The sequence below is a fragment of the Qipengyuania sp. Mu-71 genome, from assembly GCF_036867055.1.
Taxonomy (GTDB): domain Bacteria; phylum Pseudomonadota; class Alphaproteobacteria; order Sphingomonadales; family Sphingomonadaceae; genus Qipengyuania; species Qipengyuania profunda.
Genome location: NZ_JBAJHR010000001.1, coordinates 1,653,448 through 1,677,016, shown reverse-complemented (window position 1 = coordinate 1,677,016; position 23,569 = coordinate 1,653,448). Strand labels below are relative to the sequence as shown.

General features: G+C 64.6%; 24 protein-coding genes and 3 tRNA genes. 11 read left to right on the top strand and 16 right to left on the bottom strand.

Going from position 1 to position 23,569, the window contains the following annotated elements:
• Positions 1–126: 126 nt before the first annotated feature.
• Together V6B15_RS08245 and ettA are read right to left on the bottom strand one after the other, a co-directional pair.
• Positions 127–1,938, bottom strand: coding sequence for a sensor domain-containing diguanylate cyclase (locus V6B15_RS08245; RefSeq protein ID WP_334200755.1), 1,812 nt, complete (start codon positions 1,936–1,938; stop codon positions 127–129).
• 51 nt (positions 1,939–1,989) lie between these two features.
• Entirely contained in the window at positions 1,990–3,669 is a 1,680-nt protein-coding gene (ettA, locus tag V6B15_RS08240; protein WP_253517153.1) for an energy-dependent translational throttle protein EttA, read from the bottom strand.
• A 276-nt stretch (positions 3,670–3,945) separates the two neighbouring features.
• On the opposite strand from ettA, the gene V6B15_RS08235 reads away from it, so the two are divergent.
• Together V6B15_RS08235 and V6B15_RS08230 are read left to right on the top strand one after the other, a co-directional pair.
• Complete coding sequence (locus V6B15_RS08235; RefSeq protein WP_334200754.1) at positions 3,946–5,157, top strand: GGDEF domain-containing protein; 1,212 nt, start codon at positions 3,946–3,948, stop codon at positions 5,155–5,157.
• Between the two features lie 163 nt (positions 5,158–5,320).
• Complete coding sequence (locus tag V6B15_RS08230) at positions 5,321–6,496, top strand: GGDEF domain-containing protein (protein WP_334200753.1); 1,176 nt, start codon at positions 5,321–5,323, stop codon at positions 6,494–6,496.
• Here V6B15_RS08230 and V6B15_RS08225 read toward each other — a convergent pair.
• From V6B15_RS08225 to V6B15_RS08210, 4 genes are all read right to left on the bottom strand, one after another.
• The gene (locus V6B15_RS08225; protein ID WP_334200752.1) at positions 6,493–7,818 is read right to left on the bottom strand and encodes an MATE family efflux transporter; all 1,326 of its coding nucleotides are present in this window, start codon (positions 7,816–7,818) and stop codon (positions 6,493–6,495) included. The genes V6B15_RS08230 and V6B15_RS08225 overlap by 4 nt on opposite strands.
• A gap of 78 nt (positions 7,819–7,896) precedes the next feature.
• A tRNA-Pro gene (locus tag V6B15_RS08220) sits at positions 7,897–7,973 on the bottom strand.
• Between the two features lie 26 nt (positions 7,974–7,999).
• Positions 8,000–8,076 (bottom strand) — tRNA-Ile (locus tag V6B15_RS08215).
• 56 nt (positions 8,077–8,132) lie between these two features.
• Complete coding sequence (locus V6B15_RS08210; RefSeq protein ID WP_334200751.1) at positions 8,133–8,921, bottom strand: polysaccharide deacetylase family protein; 789 nt, start codon at positions 8,919–8,921, stop codon at positions 8,133–8,135.
• Positions 8,922–8,981: 60 nt separating this feature from the next.
• Here V6B15_RS08210 and V6B15_RS08205 point away from each other — a divergent pair, with 60 nt between their 5' ends.
• Complete coding sequence (locus V6B15_RS08205; protein WP_334200750.1) at positions 8,982–9,149, top strand: hypothetical protein; 168 nt, start codon at positions 8,982–8,984, stop codon at positions 9,147–9,149.
• Here V6B15_RS08205 and V6B15_RS08200 read toward each other — a convergent pair.
• Complete coding sequence (locus V6B15_RS08200) at positions 9,146–10,951, bottom strand: sensor histidine kinase (protein WP_334200749.1); 1,806 nt, start codon at positions 10,949–10,951, stop codon at positions 9,146–9,148. The genes V6B15_RS08205 and V6B15_RS08200 overlap by 4 nt on opposite strands.
• Before the next feature lie 227 nt (positions 10,952–11,178).
• Here V6B15_RS08200 and V6B15_RS08195 point away from each other — a divergent pair, with 227 nt between their 5' ends.
• On the top strand, positions 11,179–11,640 hold the full coding sequence (locus V6B15_RS08195; protein ID WP_253517135.1) for an Lrp/AsnC family transcriptional regulator: 462 nt from the start codon (positions 11,179–11,181) through the stop codon (positions 11,638–11,640).
• On the top strand, positions 11,637–12,071 hold the full coding sequence (locus tag V6B15_RS08190; protein ID WP_334200748.1) for a GFA family protein: 435 nt from the start codon (positions 11,637–11,639) through the stop codon (positions 12,069–12,071). The genes V6B15_RS08195 and V6B15_RS08190 overlap by 4 nt, the downstream gene beginning before the upstream one ends.
• A gap of 94 nt (positions 12,072–12,165) precedes the next feature.
• Here the strand turns inward: V6B15_RS08190 and V6B15_RS08185 are convergent, their stop codons facing one another.
• Positions 12,166–12,663 carry a lactoylglutathione lyase family protein gene (locus tag V6B15_RS08185; RefSeq protein WP_334200747.1) on the bottom strand — a complete coding sequence of 166 codons (498 nt, stop codon included), beginning with the start codon at positions 12,661–12,663 and terminating at the stop codon, positions 12,166–12,168.
• A gap of 93 nt (positions 12,664–12,756) precedes the next feature.
• Between V6B15_RS08185 and V6B15_RS08180 the strand changes: the two genes are divergently transcribed.
• A complete protein-coding gene (locus tag V6B15_RS08180) occupies positions 12,757–13,659 on the top strand; it encodes a LysR family transcriptional regulator (RefSeq protein ID WP_334200746.1) in 903 nt (300 codons plus the stop codon).
• A gap of 24 nt (positions 13,660–13,683) precedes the next feature.
• Here V6B15_RS08180 and accC read toward each other — a convergent pair whose 3' ends face one another.
• The 3 genes from accC to V6B15_RS08165 all read right to left on the bottom strand — a co-directional run bounded on the left by accC (position 13,684) and on the right by V6B15_RS08165 (position 16,038).
• Entirely contained in the window at positions 13,684–15,033 is a 1,350-nt protein-coding gene (gene accC / locus V6B15_RS08175; RefSeq protein WP_334200745.1) for an acetyl-CoA carboxylase biotin carboxylase subunit, read from the bottom strand.
• Between the two features lie 3 nt (positions 15,034–15,036).
• Positions 15,037–15,531, bottom strand: a complete 495-nt coding sequence (gene accB / locus V6B15_RS08170) for an acetyl-CoA carboxylase biotin carboxyl carrier protein (RefSeq protein WP_334200744.1) — start codon at positions 15,529–15,531, stop codon at positions 15,037–15,039.
• A gap of 72 nt (positions 15,532–15,603) precedes the next feature.
• Entirely contained in the window at positions 15,604–16,038 is a 435-nt protein-coding gene (locus V6B15_RS08165; protein WP_334200743.1) for a type II 3-dehydroquinate dehydratase, read from the bottom strand.
• A 131-nt stretch (positions 16,039–16,169) separates the two neighbouring features.
• Here V6B15_RS08165 and V6B15_RS08160 point away from each other — a divergent pair, with 131 nt between their 5' ends.
• The gene (locus V6B15_RS08160; protein ID WP_334200742.1) at positions 16,170–16,631 is read left to right on the top strand and encodes a hypothetical protein; all 462 of its coding nucleotides are present in this window, start codon (positions 16,170–16,172) and stop codon (positions 16,629–16,631) included.
• A gap of 45 nt (positions 16,632–16,676) precedes the next feature.
• Here V6B15_RS08160 and V6B15_RS08155 read toward each other — a convergent pair whose 3' ends face one another.
• The 3 genes from V6B15_RS08155 to V6B15_RS08145 form a co-directional block, all read right to left on the bottom strand.
• Positions 16,677–17,090: a holin family protein gene (locus V6B15_RS08155; protein ID WP_334200741.1), complete on the bottom strand. Its 414-nt coding sequence runs from the start codon at positions 17,088–17,090 to the stop codon at positions 16,677–16,679.
• 138 nt (positions 17,091–17,228) lie between these two features.
• The gene (locus V6B15_RS08150) at positions 17,229–18,116 is read right to left on the bottom strand and encodes a hypothetical protein (protein ID WP_334200740.1); all 888 of its coding nucleotides are present in this window, start codon (positions 18,114–18,116) and stop codon (positions 17,229–17,231) included.
• 98 nt (positions 18,117–18,214) lie between these two features.
• Positions 18,215–19,435, bottom strand: a complete 1,221-nt coding sequence (locus V6B15_RS08145; protein WP_334200739.1) for a S8 family serine peptidase — start codon at positions 19,433–19,435, stop codon at positions 18,215–18,217.
• A 78-nt stretch (positions 19,436–19,513) separates the two neighbouring features.
• Between V6B15_RS08145 and V6B15_RS08140 the strand changes: the two genes are divergently transcribed.
• Both V6B15_RS08140 and V6B15_RS08135 read left to right on the top strand, forming a co-directional pair.
• The gene (locus V6B15_RS08140; protein ID WP_334200738.1) at positions 19,514–20,008 is read left to right on the top strand and encodes an RNA polymerase sigma factor; all 495 of its coding nucleotides are present in this window, start codon (positions 19,514–19,516) and stop codon (positions 20,006–20,008) included.
• Positions 20,005–20,697 carry an anti-sigma factor family protein gene (locus V6B15_RS08135; protein WP_334200737.1) on the top strand — a complete coding sequence of 231 codons (693 nt, stop codon included), beginning with the start codon at positions 20,005–20,007 and terminating at the stop codon, positions 20,695–20,697. Before V6B15_RS08140 ends, V6B15_RS08135 begins: the two co-directional genes overlap by 4 nt.
• A 134-nt stretch (positions 20,698–20,831) precedes the next feature.
• Here the strand turns inward: V6B15_RS08135 and V6B15_RS08130 are convergent, their stop codons facing one another.
• Complete coding sequence (locus V6B15_RS08130) at positions 20,832–21,176, bottom strand: hypothetical protein (protein WP_334200736.1); 345 nt, start codon at positions 21,174–21,176, stop codon at positions 20,832–20,834.
• 161 nt (positions 21,177–21,337) lie between these two features.
• A tRNA-Pro gene (locus V6B15_RS08125) sits at positions 21,338–21,414 on the bottom strand.
• 202 nt (positions 21,415–21,616) lie between these two features.
• Here V6B15_RS08125 and yajC point away from each other — a divergent pair.
• Positions 21,617–21,943: a preprotein translocase subunit YajC gene (yajC, locus tag V6B15_RS08120; RefSeq protein WP_253517118.1), complete on the top strand. Its 327-nt coding sequence runs from the start codon at positions 21,617–21,619 to the stop codon at positions 21,941–21,943.
• 15 nt (positions 21,944–21,958) lie between these two features.
• On the top strand, positions 21,959–23,557 hold the full coding sequence (gene secD, locus V6B15_RS08115) for a protein translocase subunit SecD (RefSeq protein ID WP_334200735.1): 1,599 nt from the start codon (positions 21,959–21,961) through the stop codon (positions 23,555–23,557).
• Positions 23,558–23,569 lie beyond the last annotated feature (12 nt).

The following is a 23,569-nucleotide window of genomic DNA, read 5'->3' as shown; positions in this document are numbered from 1 at the left end:
TCGCAAACGAGCGCCTTGCCCCTGATTGTCGCAATTCAGCCGGTGCTAGTCAAATGCAGTCGGCGCAGGTTGCTCACTGCCTGCCGATTCATCCGCGCCGGGCGGCGGTATGGTCCACGCGGTCCGCTAGATCACGGCGGGTTCTTCGTAAATGACGCAGCGCGCGCGGCCGCCGTGCTTGGCGCGGTATAGCGCGTCGTCGGCCGACCGCAGCAGCTGGCTTTCGTCCCAGCGCATGTCATACTCCGCGATGCCGATACTGACAGTCACCGGTTCGAGGCCGGCTTTGTGCCATTCGGTAGCTGCCAGCGCGCGGCCGATGGCCAGGCAGCGTTCGCGCGCCGCAAGCGCGTCGCTGCCCGGCCAGACGAAGAGGAATTCCTCGCCGCCGACGCGGCCCACCATTTCGCCAGAGCGCAAATGCGCCTCGAGCACCTGGCTGACCTTTACCAGCGTGAGATCGCCGATCTCGTGGCCGAACCGGTCGTTGATGGTCTTGAAGTGATCGATATCGATCATCGCGATGGTGAACCGATGCCTGCCGGAAAAGGCTTTCGCTATCTGCCCGCCGATCCGGGACAGCACCTTGCGGCGGTTGGGAATGCCCGTGAGATGGTCGGTCTCGGCCAGGATCCTGACTTCGGCCGCCTCGGTCTCGGCCCGCAGTTTCGCCTGCTCGAGTTCGCGCATGGCCTCGGTGCGTTCAGTCACATCCATGATGGTGCCGAAGATGATCGCGGGCCCATGGCGAGTGTCGGTTTCCACCTCGTTGCGGCATTCGAAATAGCCCGGCGTGCCATCGGGTGAATCGATGCGGGCTTCGAATATGAACGGGATGCCGGTGTGGCGTGCGCCCGCCAGCAAGCCCATCACCCGCGGACGGTCATCCTCGTGGAACATCTCCGCCATCTCGGTCAGTGTCGCAGGCAGGGGCGCGCGCGCCAGCATCCTGCCGGCTTCTTCGGACCAGTAGATGGCGTCGGTGTCCGGATCATGCCGCCAATGGCCGACCTTTGCGGCGCGCTCCGCAGCTTCGAGAAGCCGCTTGCTGGTGGCGATTTCCTCGAGATCGCGCCGGTTGCGGGCGAGCGACAGCGCAACGGGCAGCGTCGAGACCAGCAGGGCCAGCAGGTAGACCTGGAACACCAGCACCTGCTGCTCGACCGGGGGGAAGAAGGCACCCACCGGACCGAGGTCGAAGATCGTCAGGACCGAGCCGATCGCGGTCACGAGCAGCAGCGCGACCATCGCGCCGCTCAGGCCCAGTGCCGCGGTGGTGATCGAGATCGCGACCAGCGGCAGGATCAGCAAGGGGAACTCGGCCTGCCCGAAGGCCGCCAGCGCGGTCAGCGCGACGAATACGAAGATCCAGAACCCACGCAGCGACAGCATGCTGGTCTCGTGTGCCTCATCCTGGTGGAGGAACATGACGACCGGGGTCACCACGAGCATGCCCAGCGTCACCGTGCTCATCCACGAGGTGAGGAACACGGTATCGAAATTGCTGGAGAGAATGCCTGCCATGATTGCGCTGGCAATGCCGCCGACCAGTGCGGAGGCGGCAAAGCGCACCAGGTTGAGCGGACGCGCCAGCAGGACATGTTCCGCCCGCCCGCCGCCCATCAGCATGAAGACCAGCCAACCTTCGATCAGATTGGCGATGGTATATCCCACCGAGGGCAAGACACCCACGCCGGACCACATATTCGCCGCAAAGCTGGCGAGGGCCACGCCGATGCTGGTCAGCTTGCGTCCGCGTGGGCCAAGCAGCAGCAGCGCAGCGACGAAAATGCCGCTGGACGGCCAGACCGCCGCAAGGCCATCCGCACCCTGGGTCAGCTCGAGTGCGATCATCGCGCACACGAGCCAGCCGAGGCTGAAGATGATGGCCCACGTCAGTTCCGAACCTGCCGAAACCGCGAACTTCCGCTTATTCAATTAAGTCCCCCCTTTGGGCCCGGGCGTGAATGACCGGGCCTTACCGGAGGCTTAACGCGTCAGCTTCTTGTAGGCGAGGCGTGTGGGACGATCCGCCGCATCGCCGAGACGACGGCGCTTGTCTTCCTCGTATGCTTCGAAATTGCCTTCGAACCATTCGACATGGCTGTCGCCTTCAAAGGCGAGGATATGCGTGGCGAGACGATCGAGGAAGAAACGGTCATGCGAGATGACCACGGCGCATCCGGCGAAGTTCTCGATCGCTTCCTCGAGCGCGCCGAGCGTCTCGACGTCGAGATCATTGGTCGGTTCGTCGAGCAGGAGGACGTTGCCGCCTTCCTTGAGCATCTTGGCCATGTGCACGCGGTTGCGTTCACCGCCCGACAGTTTGCCGACATTCTTCTGCTGGTCGGCGCCCTTGAAGTTGAACGCGCCGACATAGGCACGGGTGCTGGTATCGTGACCGTTGACCTTCATGTAGTCGTGCCCGTCGGAGATTTCCTCCCACACGTTCTTGCTCGGATCGAGATGGTCGCGGCTCTGGTCGACATAACCCAGATGCACGGTGGAACCGATTTCAACTGTCCCGCTATCGGGCTCTTCCTTGCCGGTAAGGATCTTGAATAGCGTCGATTTGCCCGCGCCATTGGGACCGATCACGCCGACGATCCCGCCCGGGGGCAGCATGAAGGAGAGGTCTTCGAAAAGCAGCTTGTCGCCATAGGCCTTGGTGATGTTCTTGGCCTCGATCACCTTGCCGCCGAGGCGTTCGGGGACCTGGATGACGATCTGCGCCTTACCCGGCTTGCGGTCCTTCTGCGAATCCTGGAGCTGTTCAAACTTGCGGATACGCGCCTTGGACTTTGTCTGGCGCGCGGCCGGGGTCTGCCGGATCCATTCTAGTTCGCGGCCCAGCGCCTTTTGGCGCCCGCTTTCCTCGCGGCTTTCCTGTTCGAGACGCTTGGCCTTCTTTTCGAGATAGGTCGAGTAATTGCCTTCGTAGGGATAGTAGCTGCCGCGATCGAGCTCGAGGATCCATTCAACGACATTGTCGAGGAAGTAGCGGTCATGGGTGATCATCAGCACCGCGCCAGCATATTCCTTGAGGTGGTTTTCAAGCCACTGGACGCTTTCGGCGTCGAGATGGTTGGTCGGTTCGTCGAGCAGCAGGATCGAGGGCTTCTGGATGAGCAGACGCGTCAGCGCGACGCGCCGCTTTTCGCCGCCCGAGAGGTCGGTCACCGACCAGTCGCCCGGCGGGCAGCGCAGCGCTTCCATCGCCACTTCGAGCTGGTTGTCGAGCGTCCAGCCGTCGACCGCGTCGATCTTGGCCTGCAAATCGCCCATTTCTTCCATCAGCGCATCGAAATCGGTGTCGTCCTGCGGATCGCCCATTTCCGCGCTGATCGCATTGAAGCGGTCGACCAGCCCGGCGGTTTCGCGCGCACCGTCCTTGACGTTTTCGAGCACGGTCTTGCTCTCGTCGAGCTCGGGCTCCTGCTCGAGATAGCCGACGGTGATGTTCTCGCCCGGCCAGGCTTCACCGGTGAAGTCGGTGTCGATCCCGGCCATGATCTTGATCAGCGTGGACTTGCCCGCCCCATTGGGGCCGACGATGCCGATCTTGGCGCCCTGGTAGAACTGCAGGTTGATGTTGCTGAGCACCGGCTTGGGCGCACCGGGGAAGGTCTTGGTCATGTCCTTCATGACGAAAGCGTACTGGGCGGCCATCGGGCGAAAATCCTTCGAGAAATGGAATTGGCTGGGCGGGCACAGTGGCCCTGATGTTTGGGGGCGCAGATAGTCGTCCGAGCCCCGCGGGGCAAGTATCACGAGGCTGCGGGACCGGCCCCGCACGTGCTCGAAATGCAAATGCGTGATAAGGTGCAATGATATCTGGACAAATCCGGTCAGAAAACCGAATTGGGCCGGCACTCGGGGGTTTTACCTACACCAACTGTTAACCGAACCTCCTTATTGCAATGGCAGGAAGGGCAGGGGCAGTCCATGCGCGAACAGATTATGGGCCTGATCACACCGACGATGGCGATCGTGTTTTTCGCGGTCTTCCTCGTGATGTGGTGGCGCGGGAAGATGGGCAGTTATGTGCTCGGCTTCGCCGCGACCTACCTGCTTTTCGCAATCGGCTTCGGGACGACCCACCTGTTCGACACAGGCTCGCCCTATGTCTTTCACATCACCCAGTTCTTCTATTCGATTAGCACTGCGACGGCGATCTGGGCGCTGACCAAGCGCGCGGGCCAGCCGCCCTATCTCGGCGTCCTGCTGGTGATCTATGCGCTGTCGGCGGTTACACTGGGGGTGGCCGTGGTGACCACACCCGAAATTTCCTCACGCCTGATCATCGTCAACGTCGGTTATGGCGCGATGTATCTCGTCTGTCTGATGTCGCTGCTCGGCGGGCAGCGGCGCGAGGCGATCGACAAGCTGATCATCGTCGCGCATTCGATCCTCGCCGCGCAATTCATGATCCGACCGGTTCTGACGCTGCTGGTCGAGCAGGGTATCGCGGCGGAAGGCTATCGCCAGTCGGTTTATTACTCGGTCCTCAACCTGTCGCTGGCGCTGATCTCGCTGATGAGCGCGATGGTCCTGGTCGGCGCCTGCGTCTACGACCAGATCAAGGCGGTGCGCGAACAGGCCGAGCTCGACGGGTTGACCGGGCTGCGCACGCGGCGCGCCTTCGAACAGGATGTCGTCGAATTGCTCGAACGGGCGAAGCAGGAATGCCTGCCGGTGTCGCTGGTGGTGGCCGATATCGATCACTTCAAGGCGGTCAACGATGTCTGGGGTCACCAGGTCGGTGACCACGCGATCGCGCAATTCGGCCAGATCATCACCGGCACGATTCGCGATAGCGACCTTGCCGGGCGCATTGGCGGCGAAGAATTCTGCATTCTCGCGTGGAATTGCGACGAAACCGCAGCGGTCACCATGGCCGAGCGTATCCGCTGCAAGTTTGCGCAGGCCCAAGTCAAGGGCATGCCCGAGGATCACCGGCTTACCGCCAGCTTCGGCGCTGCCGGGCGGATCGAGGGCGAGGGCTACGGGCGGCTGTTCGCGCGGACTGATGCGGCGCTCTACCGCGCGAAGGAAAATGGGCGCAATCGCACGGTGCGCGACAGTGCGGGTAAAAAACGCAACGTGGTCACCTCGATCACGCAGAGCGTCGAGGAGCGGCGCGAAGCGAGCGTCTAGCCAAGAACCTGAGACAAGCTGCGCTATGTCCCTGTGCCAAGCCACTTGTCCTGCGAAAACAAAACCGATGTTTTCAATCGGGCCTTAACTGTTATCACCTAGGAATCGGGTGAGAGGGTCGGGGTAGCGCATGTCAGAGAACATTTTAGCTTTGGCGAATCCGATGCTTAGCACGGTATTCGCGCTTGCGTTCTTCATCTTGTGGCGACGCGACCCCAGCGCCACTTGGATCGCGATCATAGCCGTGGGTTATTTCTCCAGCGCGCTTGGGTTTTTCATTTTCCATTTCACCGACGATCCCAACGGGATCACCGCGATCGTGTTGATGCACCTGTGCTATTCGCTCGGCACGATCAGCCTGGTGTGGGGAATATGCGCGCGGTACGGGCAGCCGATCAATCACCGGCTCTATATCGCAATTGCCGTTACCGGCATGATCCTGATGATCGGCGCGAGCTTCGGGGTGGATTACAATGCCCGTCTGTATACCGCCAACGCCTGTTACGGCCTGATCCTTGCTCTCGGCACCCAGACCGCCGCGCGCAAGGCGGGCACGGAGTTGCTCGACAAGGCAATAATTCTCCTTCTTGCCATCGGCACCTTCCAGTTCTTCGTCCGCCCGCTAGTCGCGATCATGGTCGAAGGGTCGATGACCGCTGGCGAATATCGCGAAACGCCGTTCTACGCCCTGATGGTCGTGTCGCTGGCGCTCGCGGCGGTATCGCTGGCGCTGATCTTGCTGGGGGCGGCCTTGACCGACCAGACCAAGGCGGTGCGCGAAGATGCGGAGCGCGATGCGCTGACCGGTTTGAAGATGCGGGGCCCCTTCGAGGCCCAGGCAATCGCCATGCTGAACCGCGCTCGCGACAAGGACGTCCCGGTAAGCGTGATCGTGGCCGATATCGATCACTTCAAGCGGGTCAACGATATCTGGGGGCACCAGGTAGGTGATACGGCGATCGCCAGCTTCGGGGACCTGCTGCGCTCGACCATCCGGGATACCGACATTGCCGGGCGCATCGGTGGGGAGGAGTTCTGCATCCTCGTGTGGAACTGCCCGGAGGAGCCCACGCTTAACCTAGCCGAACGTATCCGCGCGCGGTTCGAGCAATTGCCGATCGCGGGTATTTCGGATGACGTCCGGCTGACGGCGAGCTTCGGCGTCGCCCAATGGGTGACGGACGAAGGCTATGGCCGGCTGTTCGCGCGTGGCGACGCGGCGCTCTACCGGGCAAAGGAAGGTGGCCGCAATCGCACTTCCGCCGATGGTGACGACGAACCACGCGCCGTGGTCTCCCCTATCAAGCAAGGTCCCGATCCGCGCGAAGTGCGCGCCTAGCCCAGTTCCCGTCGCAGCAATCGCGGCATGAGCGCTGCTTGCATCGCCGCACGCAGCAGCAGGAACCCGACGAAGCTGGCCCACAACCCGTGATTGCCAAGCGGCCAGGTTAGCCACAGCATCACGCCATAGCCTGCCGCCGCGCCCGCCATTGCGAGCAGGAGTGCGCGAGTCCAGCTGGCGCCGACGAACACGCCGTCGAGCACGAAACCGGCAAAGCCAGCCAGCGGGATCGCCACCAGCCACGGCCACAGCGTTCGCGCTTCGGCGGCGACTGCGGCGGTTGCGGCAAAACTGTCGGTGATTGGCCCGCCGAAAAAGGCAAACAACAGCGCCAGCGCGGTCGCCACGCCCAGGCAGCGCCACAGGATCGCGCGGATATAGAGCGTGAAGCCAGCGCGGTCCTTGTCCCCGGCGCGTTCGCCATTGAGCACCTGTGCGGCATTCTCGAACCCGTCGAGCAGCAGCGCGGATAGCACGAAGAGCTGGTACACGATCCCGTTCGCCGCGAGCGCCACCGGTCCGCGTTCGGCCCCCAGCCGGGTTAGCGCGGCAATGGCGATGATCAGCACCACCGTGCGCAGGAACAGGTCGCGATTGACCGAGAGAAAGGGCCTGAGCGCGGCCAGCGACATGCTCGTCCCGGTGTGCAGCGCCGCGCGGATATCGCTGCCCGCAATCCGCCAGATCACTACGCCCGCGGCGGCAAGCTTGGCAAACTCGGCGATAAAGCTCGACCAGCCGATCCCCGCGATGCCCCAGTCGAGTGCGAGCGCGAGCCACAGGCCCAGCGCGACATTGAGCAGATTGTAGAATACCTCGATCGCCAGCACCTCGCGCATGCGGCGGCGCCCGACGAGATAGCCCACCAGCGCGAAATTCGCCATTACGGCGGGGGCGCTCCAGTACCGGATATCGGCATAGACCAGCGCCGCGCTGCGCACTTTCGCCTCGGCCCCCAGCGCGTCGAGCAACAGCGGGAGCAGCACCGGCTTGGCGAGCAGCAGCAGCGCGGCGATCGACAGGCCGACCACCAGCCCCTTGATCAGCACCTCGGCCTGTGCCTGCGCGCCCGACCGCGTGCCCGCCTGTGCGACCATGCCGGTGGTGCCGGTCTTGAGGAAGTTCATCACGGTGAACAGCGCCGCGAACAGCTTGGCGCCGACATCGACCGCGCCCTGCGTCGAGGCATCGCCCAGCCGCCCGACGATCCACATATCGCCCACGCCGATCAGTGCGGTGGCGACATTGGTCACCATGGCGGGCAGCGCGATGGCCCAGATCAGCCGGGTATCGATGGCGGGAGAAGCAGCGGTGTTCAAACGGCGGAACTCCCGCAACGGCGGCTGGAAGCCTGCCGGACGAAGCCGCCCATGCGGCGGCTTCGCATTACGAAGTATTGGTCGGGGAGACTGGATTCGAACCAGCGACCCCTTGTACCCAAAACAAGTGCGCTACCAGGCTGCGCCACTCCCCGACCGATTTCCCGCAAGACGCCGAGCTTGGTGGGCCCGGCAGGACTCGAACCCGCGACCTAGCCGTTATGAGCGGCCAGCTCTAACCAACTGAGCTACAGGCCCCAAGGCACGCCCTGCGGAACAGCGCGCCTAGCCCCGGGGCGTGAGGCATGCAAGCGCTAGGCGTCCACTGCCGTCATGATTTCCGCGACCGTGGTCGGCCGGACGCCGCGCATGTCGAGATAGCCATAGACCCCGCGCAGCCAGTCATAGAGCGCATCGAGGTCCTCTTCGGTGCGGACGTAGGGTGTGTGACCGGGCGCCAGCGAGGGGCTGTGGAAGCTCAGCACCAGTACCGGCAGGCCGTCGTCGATCGCGATATCGACCGCGCGCAGCGCCTCTTCCTTGGTCACGCCTTCTGGGGTGAGGCCAATGCGTTCGAGCAGCCCGAGCTTCGCCAGCGCGCCGCCCAGCAGCGGAAGTTTGCGGGCGAGCGGGAAGATCTGCTGGCCCTGCTTGCGCAACATGCCCCAAAACACGCTGGTAAGTGGTAGCTCGAGCAATGTGCGCTCGGCATCGGTCCAGTAGGGGACAACCGGGTGGCGGCTGTAGTCGGGACCGTGCGCGTCGGAATAATCGTAACGCGCGCGCACCGAGCTGTCGATCGCCACGCCGGTCTCGCTCAACACTTTGGCGGTTTCCGGGCCGAGGCCATAGCGGCCCGCGCGATAAATCCGCGGAACGCTGCCGAAGCCTTCTTCGATCGCATCGCGCAGGCGGCAAAACTTGTCCCGCTCCAGCTCGTGCGGGAGATTACCGGCAAAGCTATTGTACGTGGTAACTTCTTCCTCGTGCGGCGGATTGACCCAAGGATGCAATTGCACGCCCACTTCGGCCTTGTTCGCGCGCACCGCATCGCCGATGATCTCGCGCGCCAGCGGGTCGGTCGCGATCGGCCAGTCGACCATGTAAACGGGCGAGACGCCGAGCCCTTCGCAGAACTCCTGGAAACCGGTGATCGCGCGGACATGGTCGAGCCCATAGCCATCGGCGCGAAACGGGGCGTTCCAGTCGAATTCTTCCTCGGTATCGACCGTCAGCAGCGAACGCTGGCCGAACCCGTCCGCATAGCGCGCGACCTGCGATGGGTGGGGCGGGTCGAGGAGGTTGGCATGGGCGATGGCGGTGGGTCCTAGCCGGCGGCGCGATCAGGTGCGTCAGCAGGGCTAGGCAGCGCATCCACGCCGGTCAAGAGCGGGAGCACGAGGATGAGCGCACCCTCCTCGCGCACCAGTTCGCCGCCTGCCGCGCGGGCCTCTGCGCGCGCGAGGCGGAGCGAGAAGCCGGCGCCGAAAATGCCCGAGCTCAAGGTGCTGCCACCCGAGCGGACATCGGAGACAAAGACGTCCTCGGTTTCAGCCAGCTTGGCGGGTAGCTGCGCACGCAGCGCAGCCTGGTCGCCATCCAGCGCGAGGGCCAGCGCGACGTTCTCGCCCGCTCCGGTCGCTCCCGCAAGCGTCGCCAGGATGCGCCAGCCAAGCATCTCGGCTTCGTTCTGCGCAAGCGCCATTGGGGCAGGCGCTTTGGCGATCTCCGCATCGAACCGCGCAACCCGTGGGCCCAGCACAGTCTGCAACTGACCGACCTGCGCGCGAACGATGGCGGCAAAATCGCTCTCGCCCGCTTCCAGATCCAATTCGCCGGTCTCGAGCCGCGCGAGCCGGTCGAGCTCGTCGAACCCGGCAAGGATGCGCGCGGAATCGCCCGCGATCGTCGCGGCCAATGCGCGGTATTCATGCGGGGTGGGCCCGAAGACCTGCTGCTGGATCACCTCGGCATAGCCCTGCATCGCATTGACCGGCGTGCGCAGCTCATGAAGTAGCTGGCGCAGGCGATCGGCGCTGCGCTGGGCGCGGTTGTCGACCGGTGCGAGCGCGCGGCGGAACCGCCCGACATAGCCATAGAAGCGCCCATCGCCGCGAGTGAAACGCGGGGCGGCATCGACGATCCATTCGCCTTCGATCGCGTCGGCCCCGCGCAGGCTGATCGGCACGTCGCGGACCGGCTGGCGATTGATGAAAGCGGTGGCGAAATCCTCGCCCACCTGGCTTCCTGCGCGCCGCTGCGAAAGGTCGATCCCAATCACCAATGGGGCGATTTCGGGTTCGGCCCAGTCGATCCGGCCTTCGGACCCGGTGCCGAAGCTGAACCCGTCAAGCGGTTTGCGCTGCGCCGTCTCCTCGAGCCCCGCCATCGGCAGTGTCGGCGCACTGGCCCCCTGCGCGCCGGGCGCACGGGCCTTGCGGAACGTCTCGATCCGCTCGACCAGCGCACGGATGCCATCGGATTTGGCAGGCGTTTCTGCCTCGGGTGCGGGAGGGGTGTCGTCAGCGACTGGTACCGGCGCGGGCTGCGGATCCGCTTCAACGATGCCGCCGGGCTCATCCGCGGGCGCGGCATTCTCGTTCGCAGGGCGCAGCACCAGCGGTTCGAGCTCGTCGAGATCGATCGGGTCGCGTGTGTCCTGCGCGGCCGGTTTGCGCTGGGCCGCCGGGGTTGGCGCCGGCAGCGCGCGATCGGATACGCCGAGCCGGTCGAGCACGCGCACCGCACCGGTGGGCAAATCGCGGCGATGGCGCAGGAAGCCGCGCGCGCGGATCGGCAGGCGCGGAATCAGCGCAGCCCATTCCTCGTCGGTCAATTGCGCGCGATACAGCGCGGCCCCGGCGATGGCGGGGTGCGCTTCGCCGAACCAGCGCACGAGTTCGGGGTTGCGGAAGCGCCAGCCGTTCTCGCCCACGATGCCCGCGCGTTCATCGGTCGGGATCACTTCGGCGAGCGCGATCAGCCGCAGATACGCCGCCGCCTTGAGCGCAGGATCACCGCCTTGCGGCCGCTCGCCAAGCAGATCGAGCAATTGCCGGAACTGCGTCTTCGCCGCGCGCTCGCCCGCAGCGCGGTGGCGCAGCACAGTGGCAAGGCGATCGTCGAAATGCATTGATTCTCCGGGTGGCGTGGGGGTCCGCTACACGTAACCCATCGCAGGACAACGTTTCTACAGGTGTAAAACTTAGGCTGAACGGAAAGTTGCCTTCGCGTTGCAAAGCGGGACAATTGCTGGCAGAGCTAATAATGTTAGCCAAGAGGGCTGCATCGCGTTTCCAACATTTCGTGGAAGTTTCGCGATGACTCGCCCGTGGCGCAGGGTTAGCAGGGGCAGCGTATATGGCCAATCTTGATGATATCGACCGTCGTTTGCTGGCGGAACTCCAGTCCGAAGGACGAATCACCAATGTCGAACTGGCCCATCGGGTCGGGTTGACCGCACCGCCGTGCCTGCGGCGCGTGCGCGCGCTCGAGGAAGAGGGCGTTATCCGCGGCTATCATGCCGAGCTCGATCCGTCGAAGCTGGGCTTCTCGATCACCGTCTTCGCGATGGTCAGTCTGAAGAGCCAGGCGGAAGACGCCTTGCGCGAATTCGAGGTCGCGATGCGCGACCTGCCCGAAGTGCGCGAAGTGCATATGCTCAATGGCGAGATCGATTTCATCATTAAGATCGTCAGCAGGGACTTGCAGAGCTTCCAGGAATTCCTGACCAGCAAGCTCACGCCGGCGCCCAATGTGGAGAGCGTGAAAACCTCTCTCACCATCCGTACCAGCAAGCACGAGCCGGGCGTCCCGCTATGAGCGCGGTCGAGCGGATCGAGGGCCATTGCCTGTGCGGCGCGGTCACCATCGCGCTCGACAATCCGGCGCATGAGATCGAGATCTGCCAGTGCGCCATGTGTCGGCGCTGGGGCGGCTCGTTCTACACTGCGCAGACGAGCGAGCGCGCTGACATCACGGGCGAGGACAGGGCCACCGTATATCGCTCGAGCGAATGGGCCGAACGCGCCTTCTGCTCGCAATGCGGCAGCAATCTGTGGTTCTGCTTCCTCCCGACCGGCAACCGCAGCTTTTCCGCGGGCCTGTTCGATGCGGCGGCCCACTATGCGATCGAGAAAGAGATCTTCGTCGACGAACGCGCCGACTGGGGCCGCATCGAAGGCGACCATCCGCGCCAGACCGGCGCGGAGGTGATCGCGGAAGCAAAGGCTGCGGGTTTCACCTTCGACTAGCGACAGAGCGGGGGCGGGCAGGGACTGGCGCCCACCTGCAGGGTATCGGGCAAGCCGGGCGAGACGAGAGAACCCGCCCCGCCCGGCACCGGGGTTACGAGTACGCGCCTTCCGAATAGGTAAGCTCGTAACTGTGGCTGTAGATTTCGAAGACGATCCCGAACGGGTCTTCGACATAGCACATGCGATAGGGCTTCTCGCCGGGGTAATATTCGCGGATCGGCATGCGCTGCTTGCCACCGGCAGCGACGATCTTTTCGACCAGGCCTTCGACGTCGGGATCCTGTACGCAGAAATGGAACGTCCCGTGGCGTTTGTGGGCGAGATTGTCCTCGGGGGCATAATTGCCCGGAAACTCGAAGATTTCGATGCCCACGCGGTCGGCGGTGGCAAGGTGCGCGATCTTCAGCGACTTCCAGTTCGGGCCGAACACATCGGTGCACATCACGCCGATCGGGCTGTCGTCCTCGAACACCTCGGTCGGCTCCATGATGGTATAGAGGCCGAGGACTTCGGTGTAGAATTTGACCGCGGCCTCGAGGTTGGGGACCGAGAGGCCGATATGCGAGAAGGTCTTGGGCGATACGTTCATGGGGGATCCTTTCACTCATTGACCCCGCCGATATCGACCTCGCACATGACAACTTGAAATTATCATATCTCATAACCATGATAAGGTAAGGTTATGAGTGACCTCAATTCCCTATGGCTCAAGTCCTTCACCATCCTGTGCGAGGAACGCCATTTCACCCGCGCCGCAGCGCGCCTCAACATGACCCAGCCCGGCATGTCCCAGCACATTGCGAAGCTGGAGCAGCATTTAGGCGTGCCGCTTATTGAACGCGATGCCCCGGGGTTCGCCCTGACCGATCCAGGAGAGAAAACTCTCGCCATGGCGCGCGCGCGATGGCGCGAGGAACGGGACTTCCTCGAAAGCCTCGATGATGAAGACGAAGACCGCGGCAAGATCAGCGTGGCGAGTTCGGGCAGCTTCGCAATGCTGCTCTATCCTGCCCTGATGCAATGGATGGCGGACGCGTCCGGAATTTCCGCAAGCCTCACGGCGGCGCCCGAGGACAGCATCGTCGCGGGGGTCCTGTCCGGGAGCTACGATGTCGGCGTGATCGCGAACGCCCCGCGCCATCCCCGGCTGACCGCCGAATATCTGGGGGCGGAGCCGCTCGACCTCATCCTGCCCCGCGAATGGGACGGACGCCAGCCGCGTTTCGAGGACCTGCAATCGCTGGGGTTCGTCCAGCATCCGGACGGCACGACCTATGCGGATGCCGTGCTCGGATCGAACTTCGCGAAGGAATATCGGGGCGCGGAAAGACTGCACGTCCGCAGCACCGTCAACCAGATCGGGCAGATCCCCGAGCCCGTGGCGCGGGGGCTGGGCTATTCGATCCTCCCGCGCAGCGGGGTCCTCGCGTATCCGGGGCGCGAGCAGCTTTCGATTGCGCAATTCCCCCAGCCCAGTTTCCTCGAACTGCATCTGGTGGAACTCAAGCGAAAGGCCCGGTCACCGCGGGTCGAGAAACTGGTCCGCCTGGTTCGAAAAGAGGCCGGAAAGCTTGAATGCCGATAGCTGCCATCCGGCCGATAGCCCTCGTCACCCCTCGCGCGTCTTGAGCCATTCCTCGAGCCATTTGATCGAGTAGTTCCCGCTCTTCACATCGTCCTGCTGCAGCAGTTCCTGATGCAGCGGGATGCTGGTCTTGACGCCTTCGACCACCATTTCCTCCAGCGCGCGCTTGAGGCGCATCATGCAGCCTTCGCGGGTGCGGCCATAGACGATCAGCTTGGCGATCATGCTGTCGTAATAGGGCGGGATCCGGTAACCGGCATAAAGCCCGCTATCGACGCGCACATGCATGCCGCCGGCCGCGTGATAATGCGTCACTTCGCCGGGCGAGGGGGCAAAGGTCCAGGGATCTTCGGCGTTGATGCGGCATTCGATCGCGTGGCCCTTGAACTCGATTTCGTCCTGCGTGATCGAGAGCGGCCTGCCCTCGGCGATACGGATCTGTTCGCGCACCAGATCGACACCGGTGATTGCTTCGGTAACCGGGTGTTCGACCTGCAGGCGGGTGTTCATTTCGATGAAATAGAACTCGCCGTTTTCCCACAGGAATTCGATCGTCCCCGCGCCGCGATAGGCCATGTCGCGCATGGCCTGCGCGCAGATTTCGCCCATCCGCATCCGGTCGTCCTCGCCCAGCACGGGGGAGGGGGCCTCCTCGAACACCTTCTGGTGGCGGCGCTGGAGCGAACAGTCGCGCTCGCCCAGGTGGATCGCCCCGCCATTGCCGTCGCCGAAGACCTGGAATTCGATATGCCGCGGATCGCCGAGATATTTCTCGATATAGACGGTGGCGTCGCCGAAGGCGGCCTTGGCCTCGTTGCCCGCCTGCTTCATCAGCGTTTCGAGCTGGTCTTCGCTTTCGCAGACCTTCATGCCGCGGCCGCCGCCGCCGCTGGCGGCCTTGATGATCACCGGATAGCCGATTTCGTCCGCGATCGCGCGGCCCTGCTCGACCGTTTCGACCGCGCCGTCGGAACCCGGGACTAGCGGCAAGCCAAGCGCGCCGGCGGTTTTCTTCGCCGCGACCTTGTCGCCCATGGTGCGGATATGCTCGGGCTTGGGGCCGATCCAGGCGATGTCATGCGCCTCGACGATCTCGGCGAACTTGGCGTTTTCCGACAGGAAGCCATAGCCCGGGTGGATCGCGTCGGCCTGGCTGACCTCGGCGGCGGAAATGATATTGGCCACATTGAGATAGCTGTCGGTCGCGGGCGGCGGACCGATGCACACCGCGTGATCGGCGAGCCGGACATGCATGGCGTCGGCGTCGGCAGTGGAATGCACCGCGACCGTCTCGATACCCATTTCATGTGCCGCGCGGTGGATACGCAGCGCGATTTCGCCGCGATTGGCGATCAATATGCGCGAGATACCCATGGCTTACGCGACGACGACGAGCGGCTGGTCGAATTCGACCGGCTGGGCGTTTTCGACGAGGATCGCCTTCACCGTTCCTGCCTTGTCGGCCGTGATCGGGTTCATCACCTTCATCGCTTCGACAATCACCAACGTCTGGCCTTCCTTGACGCTGTCGCCGACCTTGATGAAATCGGCCGCACCCGGTTCGGGGGCCAGATAAACCGTGCCGACCATCGGCGATTTGGTCGCCCCGGCGGTGTCCGCTGGCGCGGCCCCCGCGCTATCGGGCGTCGGAGCCGCAGCAGCAGGCGCTGCCGGAGCCGCCGCCGCTGGCGCCATAGCGGGTGCAGCTGCCATTGCCACGCCGCCGCCGCGCGCAACGCGGATCTTGCGGTCGCCATCCTCGACTTCGATTTCGGTAAGTCCGGTGTCGTCCAGCATCTCGGCCAGCTCGCGTACGAGAGCGGTGTCGACATTCATGCCGGATTTGCCGGCGCTGGCTTTACGATCGGCCATGGAACCCCTTGTGTGTTGTTTGCGCCGCCTATGCTACCCGCGCGGCGATAGGGCAAGGGGTGTGCGGGCGAATTAGAGCGCGGCCGCTTTCTCCAACGCTACGGCATAGCCCCGCGCGCCCAGTCCTTTGACCTCGTCCACCGCGCCCATGCCCACATAGGAGATGTGACGGAACGCTTCGCGCGTCGCAGGGTCGGACAGATGGACCTCGATTAGGGGCAATTCGATCGCCTTGATCGCATCGAGCAGCGCGATCGAGGTGTGTGTATAGGCGGCGGCGTTGAGCAGCACCGCCTTCGCTCCGGTGCTGCGCGCCTCGTGCAGCCAGTCGACCAGCACGCCTTCGTGATTGGTCTGGCGAAAGTCGATCTCGAGGCCCAGTTCGCGCGCCTTCTCGCCTAGCATTACCTCGATATCGGCGAGCGTGTCGGAGCCGTAGATCTCCGGCTCGCGCGTGCCGAGCAGGTTGAGATTGGGGCCGTTGAGGACGAAGACGGTGTCGGTCATGGGAAGGGGTTAGCGGTTGCCCGCAATATGGCAAAGCGGAAGGTCGGCTGGCGACCCGGTTGCGGACATTGAGTATTGCGCATAGCAATGCTGCAAGAGCTTCATCTTTATGACGAAAAGGGGATTGGCCGATGAGGCTGTTAAGCGCAATGATCGCCGCTTGTGGGCTTTTGGCGGTCCCTAACGCTGCTATTGCCCAATCGGATGAGTGGTTCGTCGGTTTTCATCCTGACTACCACGCCGCGATGGTTAGAGATCTCGATGGGATTTTTGTAGCGGTTTATGTCGCAAAGGAGCCGTCGATCTATGCGTCCCCCTTGCTCATGGAAACTCTGGCACCAGCTTGTGATACGGCGCAGCCGGTCGAAATGCATGGCACACAGGCGATCATGGCGTTTGGTCCGACTGCCGAGGAGCGACTGGCAGAGGTACGGGACGTTTTTCAGGGATTTTTCGACCAAAGTGTTGAGTCATGCCCGGTCGCGGATGATTTCGAGGCTCGGTTCTTTCATCGGTTCGACGACGCGTATCTTGCAACAGATGCATTGCTCATGGAGGCGGGGATTTTCCCGCTCGAGGAAGGCGTTGAGTAGCGGACTAATAGACGCCGCCTCCCACCCCAATAGCGGTCTGCCCAGCTACTGGTCCACGCCCTTGACCTTTCCCCATTGGCGCGCCGCGGTGTAGCCGAGGTAGCCGGTGCCGAAGAGCGCGTAGAGCGCTTCGGGCAGGGCGGAGAGGTAGCGCGTCATGCCTTCGCCGATCGCGCGTGCGGCGATGGGGTCGAAGGCCGCGATCACGCCCATCGGGACGCTGAACAGGATCAGCGCATACATGACATAGAGGAAGCTCGGCCGTGCGCGGCTGGTCCAGGGATCGGCGCTCTGCGCTTCGGCGACGATCGCGGACAGGCGCGCCTCGATTTGCTGCAGTTCCTGCGTGCCCTCGAGCGCGAGCAGTTCGAGCTTGGCCTTCGCCCGCGCTTCCTTGTCGGGGATCACCTTGTCGATGATCGAGGCGATCGGGCCGATGAGCGATTCGAGTAGCGGCATTCAACATCTCCGGTTCTTGAGTTGGAGATGTTTTAACCAATACGGTACATGTAGGAAAATGGCTTCTACGACATGACATATCCGGGGGTGGCCGGGTGTTTCACCGGCCATCCCCGAGCATATTTGGGGTATTGGCCCCTATCGATGCGTTTCGCCTTCAGCCGGCCGGGCGGGTGCTTCCTCGGGCGCGGCGCCTTCCGGCTGGGCCTTGCCGCCCGACACCGCGCCTTCGCCCATTACCAGGGCATTGCCGCTCGCTGCGAAACGGCTGGCAGGGACCGTAAAGGCGCGCCCCTTCGATTCGACCACGACCTGTTCGACCCGGCCGCGCGAATCGCTCACCAACTGGCGAACCTTGCCCGCCGGGGCACCCAGTGCGGTGGTTACCGGCATACCCGGAGCAATGGCGATCGCGCCTTCGCCTGCTGCGGCTCCGCTGCCCGCTGCGACCAGCATCCCCTGCGGGAGGGAGGCGACACCCGCGCCGCCTGCCATGCCATTGCCGCTGCCGGAGGCAGTGAGGCCATTCGCCTGCGAAGCGGTACCGCTGGCCGCCGTCTGCGCCCTGTGTACGGCGGGGGTCGCCAACTGGCGGACCTGCGCCGCACCCGACCGCGTCTGTGCGACGCCCTGTCCGGCGAGCGCGCCAACCGTATCGGTGCCCACGAGCTGCGCCTGCGCGCTGCCCGAGCCCGAAGCGCGTCCGCTGCCCGCAGCCGAACCGGCGGCTTCGCCTTGCGGCGTGGAGAGGACCTGGTCGGCAGTGGCGGTCACGCCCGTATCGAGCGAACGGTCGAGCGACACTTCGCCCGAACGGCGGTCGACATTCTGGCTGCCGCGCGTGCGGGTTTCGCCGCGCAGCGTTCCACGAGTGGTCGAACGGAGCGTCCCGGTCGCGCTTTGCGTGATTGAACCGGTATTGCCGGTGACCTGTCCCAGGCCCGAGCCCGAAAGCAGCTGCGCCTGTGCCTGCGGTGCTGCGGCCAGGGCAGTAAGAGCGGCTGCTGCGAGAAGATGCTTTTTCATCATATGGTCCTTTCATCTGCAGGCGGAGGGGGATCGGTGCCTGCTTCGAAAGGAAAACGGATCGGCTACGTGGCTTAATCCATGCGAGGGCGAATTTTTCAGCGGCCCGCGCATGATCCGCAGAGCAATCCGCGCCCGAACACCGGATCGGCGCCCCGGCGCCCGAGGTCTTCCGCCTCGCGGTCGAGCGTGCGGCGCCAGTTGCCACCGCCATGCAGGGCGCGCGCCAGCCGCGCGGCAACCAGCGGCGTGGCGAACGATGTCCCGCGCACGCGGATGCGTTTGCCCTTGGCATCGATTGCGCGAATATCCGCGCCCGGCGCGGCATAGTCGAGATGCAGCGCGCGGCCCGCCTCGATCAGCGCACGGCGCCTGGCGTCGACTCCAGTCACCGCGACCACCCCGTTATAGCTGGCCGGATAGGCGGGCGGCGCGGCGGGTCCGTCATTGCCGACCGCCGCGACCACGATCACGCCGCGGCGCCGCGCCGCGGCGATCGCGCGCTCGAGCAGGGGATTTTTCGGCCCGACCAGACTGATCGTAACCACGCGGCTGCCTTCGCCGACGAGCCAGCCGAGCCCGCGGGCAATGGCCAGTGCATTCCCGCCTGCCTTGTCGGTGCCATAGACATCGGCGACGCGGATCGGACCGGCGTGTTCGGATGCGAGAAGCGAGGCGACCGCACTGCCGTGATTGCTCGGATAGGGCGCGCCTTCGGCAAAACCGCGCGTTGCCGTGACGCTGACCGATTTTCCCGGCGCTCCGTCGATCATGCCCACCGCGACGCCGCCGCTTGCGCCGGTGGATGCAGCGCTCGTCAGGCCAAGCGCGACCGCATCGCCTGCGGGAAAATGCAGATTGTCGGGCGCAAGGATTGCCTCGGGCACCAGGTCGGCCAGGTCCTTCTCGGCTTCGTCGAGGTCGCGGCCGGCCGGGATGCGCAACCGCGTCACCTGGATTCCCAACTCGTCCAGTTCGATCGTCTCGATGATGCCGAAGCCCGCCCGAGACGCGGCGAGCAACGCAGCCGCCTGCGCATCGACCAGCAGCAACTCGCCGCGCCGCGCGGGGGCGCCACGCGCATCGCGCTCGATCGTCGCGCGATTGCTGCGCACCAGCCGGTCGATGCGCTGTAGCCGGGTGCGCGCCAGTTCGCGCGCGTCCTGCGCAGTGCGATCGAGCGTGGTTCCAGCCAGCTCGCCAACCTGCCCAAGCACCTGACCGACGCGCGGAACCGCTACGCCGGGCACCGCGACTTGCGCCGCGAGCGGCGCGGCAATCATTGCAAGGAGCACGGAAATCAGGGGAAATCTGGCCATTGGCTACCTTCTGTGTGGCAAATCGCATTAAGCATGGATGAAACGGGCCATGTCGTCCGTTTAATCCATGGAAGGCAGATGACGCTTAACCCATCGTTCGAGCAGGACTTGCTGGCCTTGTTGCCCCGGCTGCGCCGTTTCGCGGTCGGGCTCTGCGGCGATCCGGCGGACGGTGACGATCTCTGCCAGATGAGTCTCGAGCGCGCGCTCGCCAATCGCGACAAGTGGCGCGAAGGCACGCGGCTCGACAGTTGGATGTATCGGATCATGCGCAATCTGTGGATCGACGAGGGCCGGGCGACGACGCGCCGCCGCGCAACCTTCGTGGCAGAGGACGCCGGGCTTTCGGTCGGCAGTGACGGTGCGCAGGAAGCCGCGGTCGAACTCTCGCTGGTCGATCGCGCGATGCAGCAATTGCCCGCCGACCAGCGCGAGGCGGTGCTGCTGGTGATGGTCGAGGGCTATGGCTATCGCGAGGCGGCGGAGATCGTCGGCTGTCCGGTCGGCACGCTCAATTCGCGGCTAGTGCGCGGGCGCGACGCACTACTCACCCTGCTCGGAGAAAAAGCATGACCGTCACGCGCGAAGACCTCGCCGCCTATGCCGATGGCGAACTGCCGCCCGAACGCGCGCAGCAGGTCGCACAGGCGGTCGAGCGCGATCCCGAACTGGTGCAGCAACTGGCCGCGCACCGTGCGCTGAAGGATCGGCTGGCCGGGCATTTCGCCCCCATCGCCGAGCAACCCGTGCCCGATCGCCTTTCGGCCATGCTGGCCCGCGAAACCGCGCCGGTGAGCGATATCGCCACCGCGCGCGAGAAGCGCCAGGCGCGGCGCCTCCTGCCGCATTGGGGCTGGGTGGCGGGACCCGCGCTGGCCGCGTCGCTGGCGCTCGCCATATTCCTGCCGCGCGGCGGCGTGCCCGATGGCTATGCCGATGCGCAGCTTGCGGGCGCGCTCGATACGCAATTGGTGGCCGAACAACCGTCCGGGGCGGACACGCGCATCCTGCTCAGTTTCCAGAATCGCGAGGGCGACTTCTGCCGCGCGTTCAGCGGCGCCTCGGGCAGCGGCATCGCCTGCCGCGATACGCAGGGCTGGAAGCTGGAGGCGCTGGGCGAGGGTGCTGCCGGTGCGCGAACCGAATATCGCACGGCAGGCGCCGATGCGGGCGCGATCATGGCGCGGGCGCAGAGCATGGCCGACGGGCCCGCGCTCGATGCCGAGGCCGAGGCCGAAGCGCGCGCTACGGGCTGGCAATAGCCGCCGACCCGCGGCCGCCTCGCCCCTATCGATTCGATATGAAAAAAGGACCGGCGCGCTGGGCACCGGTCCTTGGAGGAGGGCGACCGTCCGGGTGGCTTGGGACGGGTGCGGTCGCCGTTGGCTGCGGCCGGTCAGTCGACCAGGTAGACGGTGCCCTGGCGATAGCCGCGCTTTGCCATGTCGTGGATGTAGTCCTTGCGCTCGTGCCCGAGCTCTTGCGCATATTCGGACCATGCATCGCGGCGGTCCTCCACGTCGCTGGCGCGGCGCAAATCGCTAGTGAGTTCCTTCTGCGCCTCGGTAACGTCGATGCGATAATCGAACCACAGGCTGTTCTCGATCCCCGCAATGGGAGTGGTGAGAATCAGCTTCTCCTCGGCGCGGGCGAGCTGTTCTTCGTAGAGTGCGGGCAGCGCCGCCTGCGCGGTACCGGCGAGGCCGAGGGCGAGCAGCGGGAGGATGGTCTTTGTCTTCATCGGGTCTTCTCCTTCATGCCGGAGCCGGCACGCGCCGGCTGGTCGAAGGGAAAACGGATGCGCGCTCACGCTTAATCCACGCCGCGGCAAAAATTTCATCCGGGCATGCCAAACGCCCCGCAGGGCGGGGGTCTGTCAGACGAATTATGAAGGGAAACCACTGGTCGGGATGACTGGATTCGAACCAGCGACCCCCACACCCCCAGTATGGTGCGCTACCAGGCTGCGCTACATCCCGAAACCAGTGGAGGCGGCCCTATAGGGCGGGTGTTTGTGCATGGCAAGCGGAGTTCGCAGGCATTTCGTTGCCCCGGCATCGCAATGCTGCTAACCGCGCCGCACTTTCGCAAGAAGGACTGTGCAGGCCGCTTGAACCGGTCGCGCGCATCGCCCAATTGCGGATCCGACCGACACGCAAATTTCCGACAGGTATTCCTCCGATGATCGATTTTCTCGCCGCCGCCGGAAGCGCCGCCGCCGGGCCGCCCGCATGGACCGGCTGGGTGCTGCCGCTGGGCATGCTGCTGATCCTGTGGTTCCTCATCCTGCGCCCGCAGATGCGCCAGCAGAAACAGCACCGCGAACGCGTTGCCGGGCTTGGCAAGGGTGACGAAGTGGTCACCGCCGGCGGTCTCGTCGGCAAGATCACCAAGGTGGACGAGCATTTCGTCCACGTCGAACTTGCCAAGGGCATGACCGTCAAGGCGGTGCGCAACACGATCGGCGAAGTGCTGTCGTCGCGCAACACGCCCGCTGCGAACGACTAGGGACGCCTCACCTCCATGCTCGATTTCCCTACCTGGCGTAAGGTCTGGCTCTGGCTGATTACCGGCCTGTGCGTGGCCGCTGCGCTGCCCTCGCTGCTGTCGGCCACCAGTGTCCGCTGGCCCGATGCGCTGCCCGACCCGATGGTCAACCTCGGTCTCGACCTTGCCGGCGGCAGCCACATCCTGCTCGAGGCCGACGCCGCGCAGGTGGCGACGCAGCGGCTCGAGAACATGGAAGAGAACGTGCGCAACACCATGCGCCGCGCCGAACCGCGGATCCGCATCGGTGACGTATCGACGCGTGACGGACGGCTGAGCTTCATGCTCGACGATCCGGGGCAGGTCGACCGCGCACGCGAACTGCTGCTGCCGTCGATCAATGGCACCGGATTGGTGCGCGAATGGGATCTGGCGGTCGAGGACGGCAATCGCATGATCCTCACCCCCACCTCCGAGGGGATCGATCAGGCGGTCGGTGACGCGATGGAAAGCGCGACCGAAGTCGTGCGCAAGCGTATCGACGAACTCGGCACACGCGAACCGACGATCATCCGCCAGGGCGATACGCGCATCGTGGTGCAGGTCCCCGGCCTGCAGGATCCCGACCAGCTCAAGGCGCTGCTGGGCCAGACCGCCAAGCTCGAATTCAAGCTGGTCGACCAGAACGCCCTGCCCAGCGACGTGCAGCAGGGCCTCGCCCCGCCGGGCTCCGAAATCTTCGCCTATGCCGATACGTCCGCCTTTGCGGGATCCTCGCTCGCAGTGCGCCGCCTCGGCGGTATCCGCGGCGACAATCTGACCGGCGCGCAGCAGAGCTTCGACCCGCAGACCAATGAGCCGGTGGTCAATATCCAGTTCGACAGCGATGGCGGGCGCCGCTTCGCCAAGCTGACCACCGAAAACGTGGGCAAGCCCTTCGCGATCATCCTCGACGATACGGTACTGTCCGCGCCCAATATCAACGAGCCGATCCGTGGCGGTACGGCGCAGATCTCGGGCGGCTTCTCGGTCGAGACTGCCAACCAGCTGGCGATTTCGCTGCGCTCGGGCGCGCTTCCGGTCGACCTCGCCGTGATCGAGGAACGCACCGTGGGTCCCGATCTCGGCGCCGATTCGATCAAGCGCGGCATGCTCGCCATGCTGGTCGGATCGCTGCTGGTCATAGCGCTGATGATCGCCAGCTATGGCCGTTTCGGCGTTTACGCTACGATCGCGCTGGTCATCAACGTCGCCATGCTGCTGGGCATCATGGCCGCGCTCAACACCACGCTGACTTTGCCCGGTATTGCCGGTTTCGTGCTGACGATCGGTGCGGCGGTGGACGCCAACGTGCTGATCAACGAGCGTATCCGCGAGGAACGCAAGCGCGGGCGCCGCGTGGTTGCCGCGGTCGAGAACGGCTACAAGGAAGCAAGCCGCGCGATCTACGACGCTAACGTCACCAATTTCATCGCCGGTGTGCTGCTGTTCCTGTTCGGATCGGGCCCCATCCGCGGTTTCGCGGTGGTGCTGATCATTGGCCTGTTCACCAGCGTCTTCACCGCGGTCACGCTGACCCGCATGTGGGTCGCCGACTGGCTGCGCAAGGCCAAGCCCAAAGACATCGTGCTGTAAGGAGGGCGACGA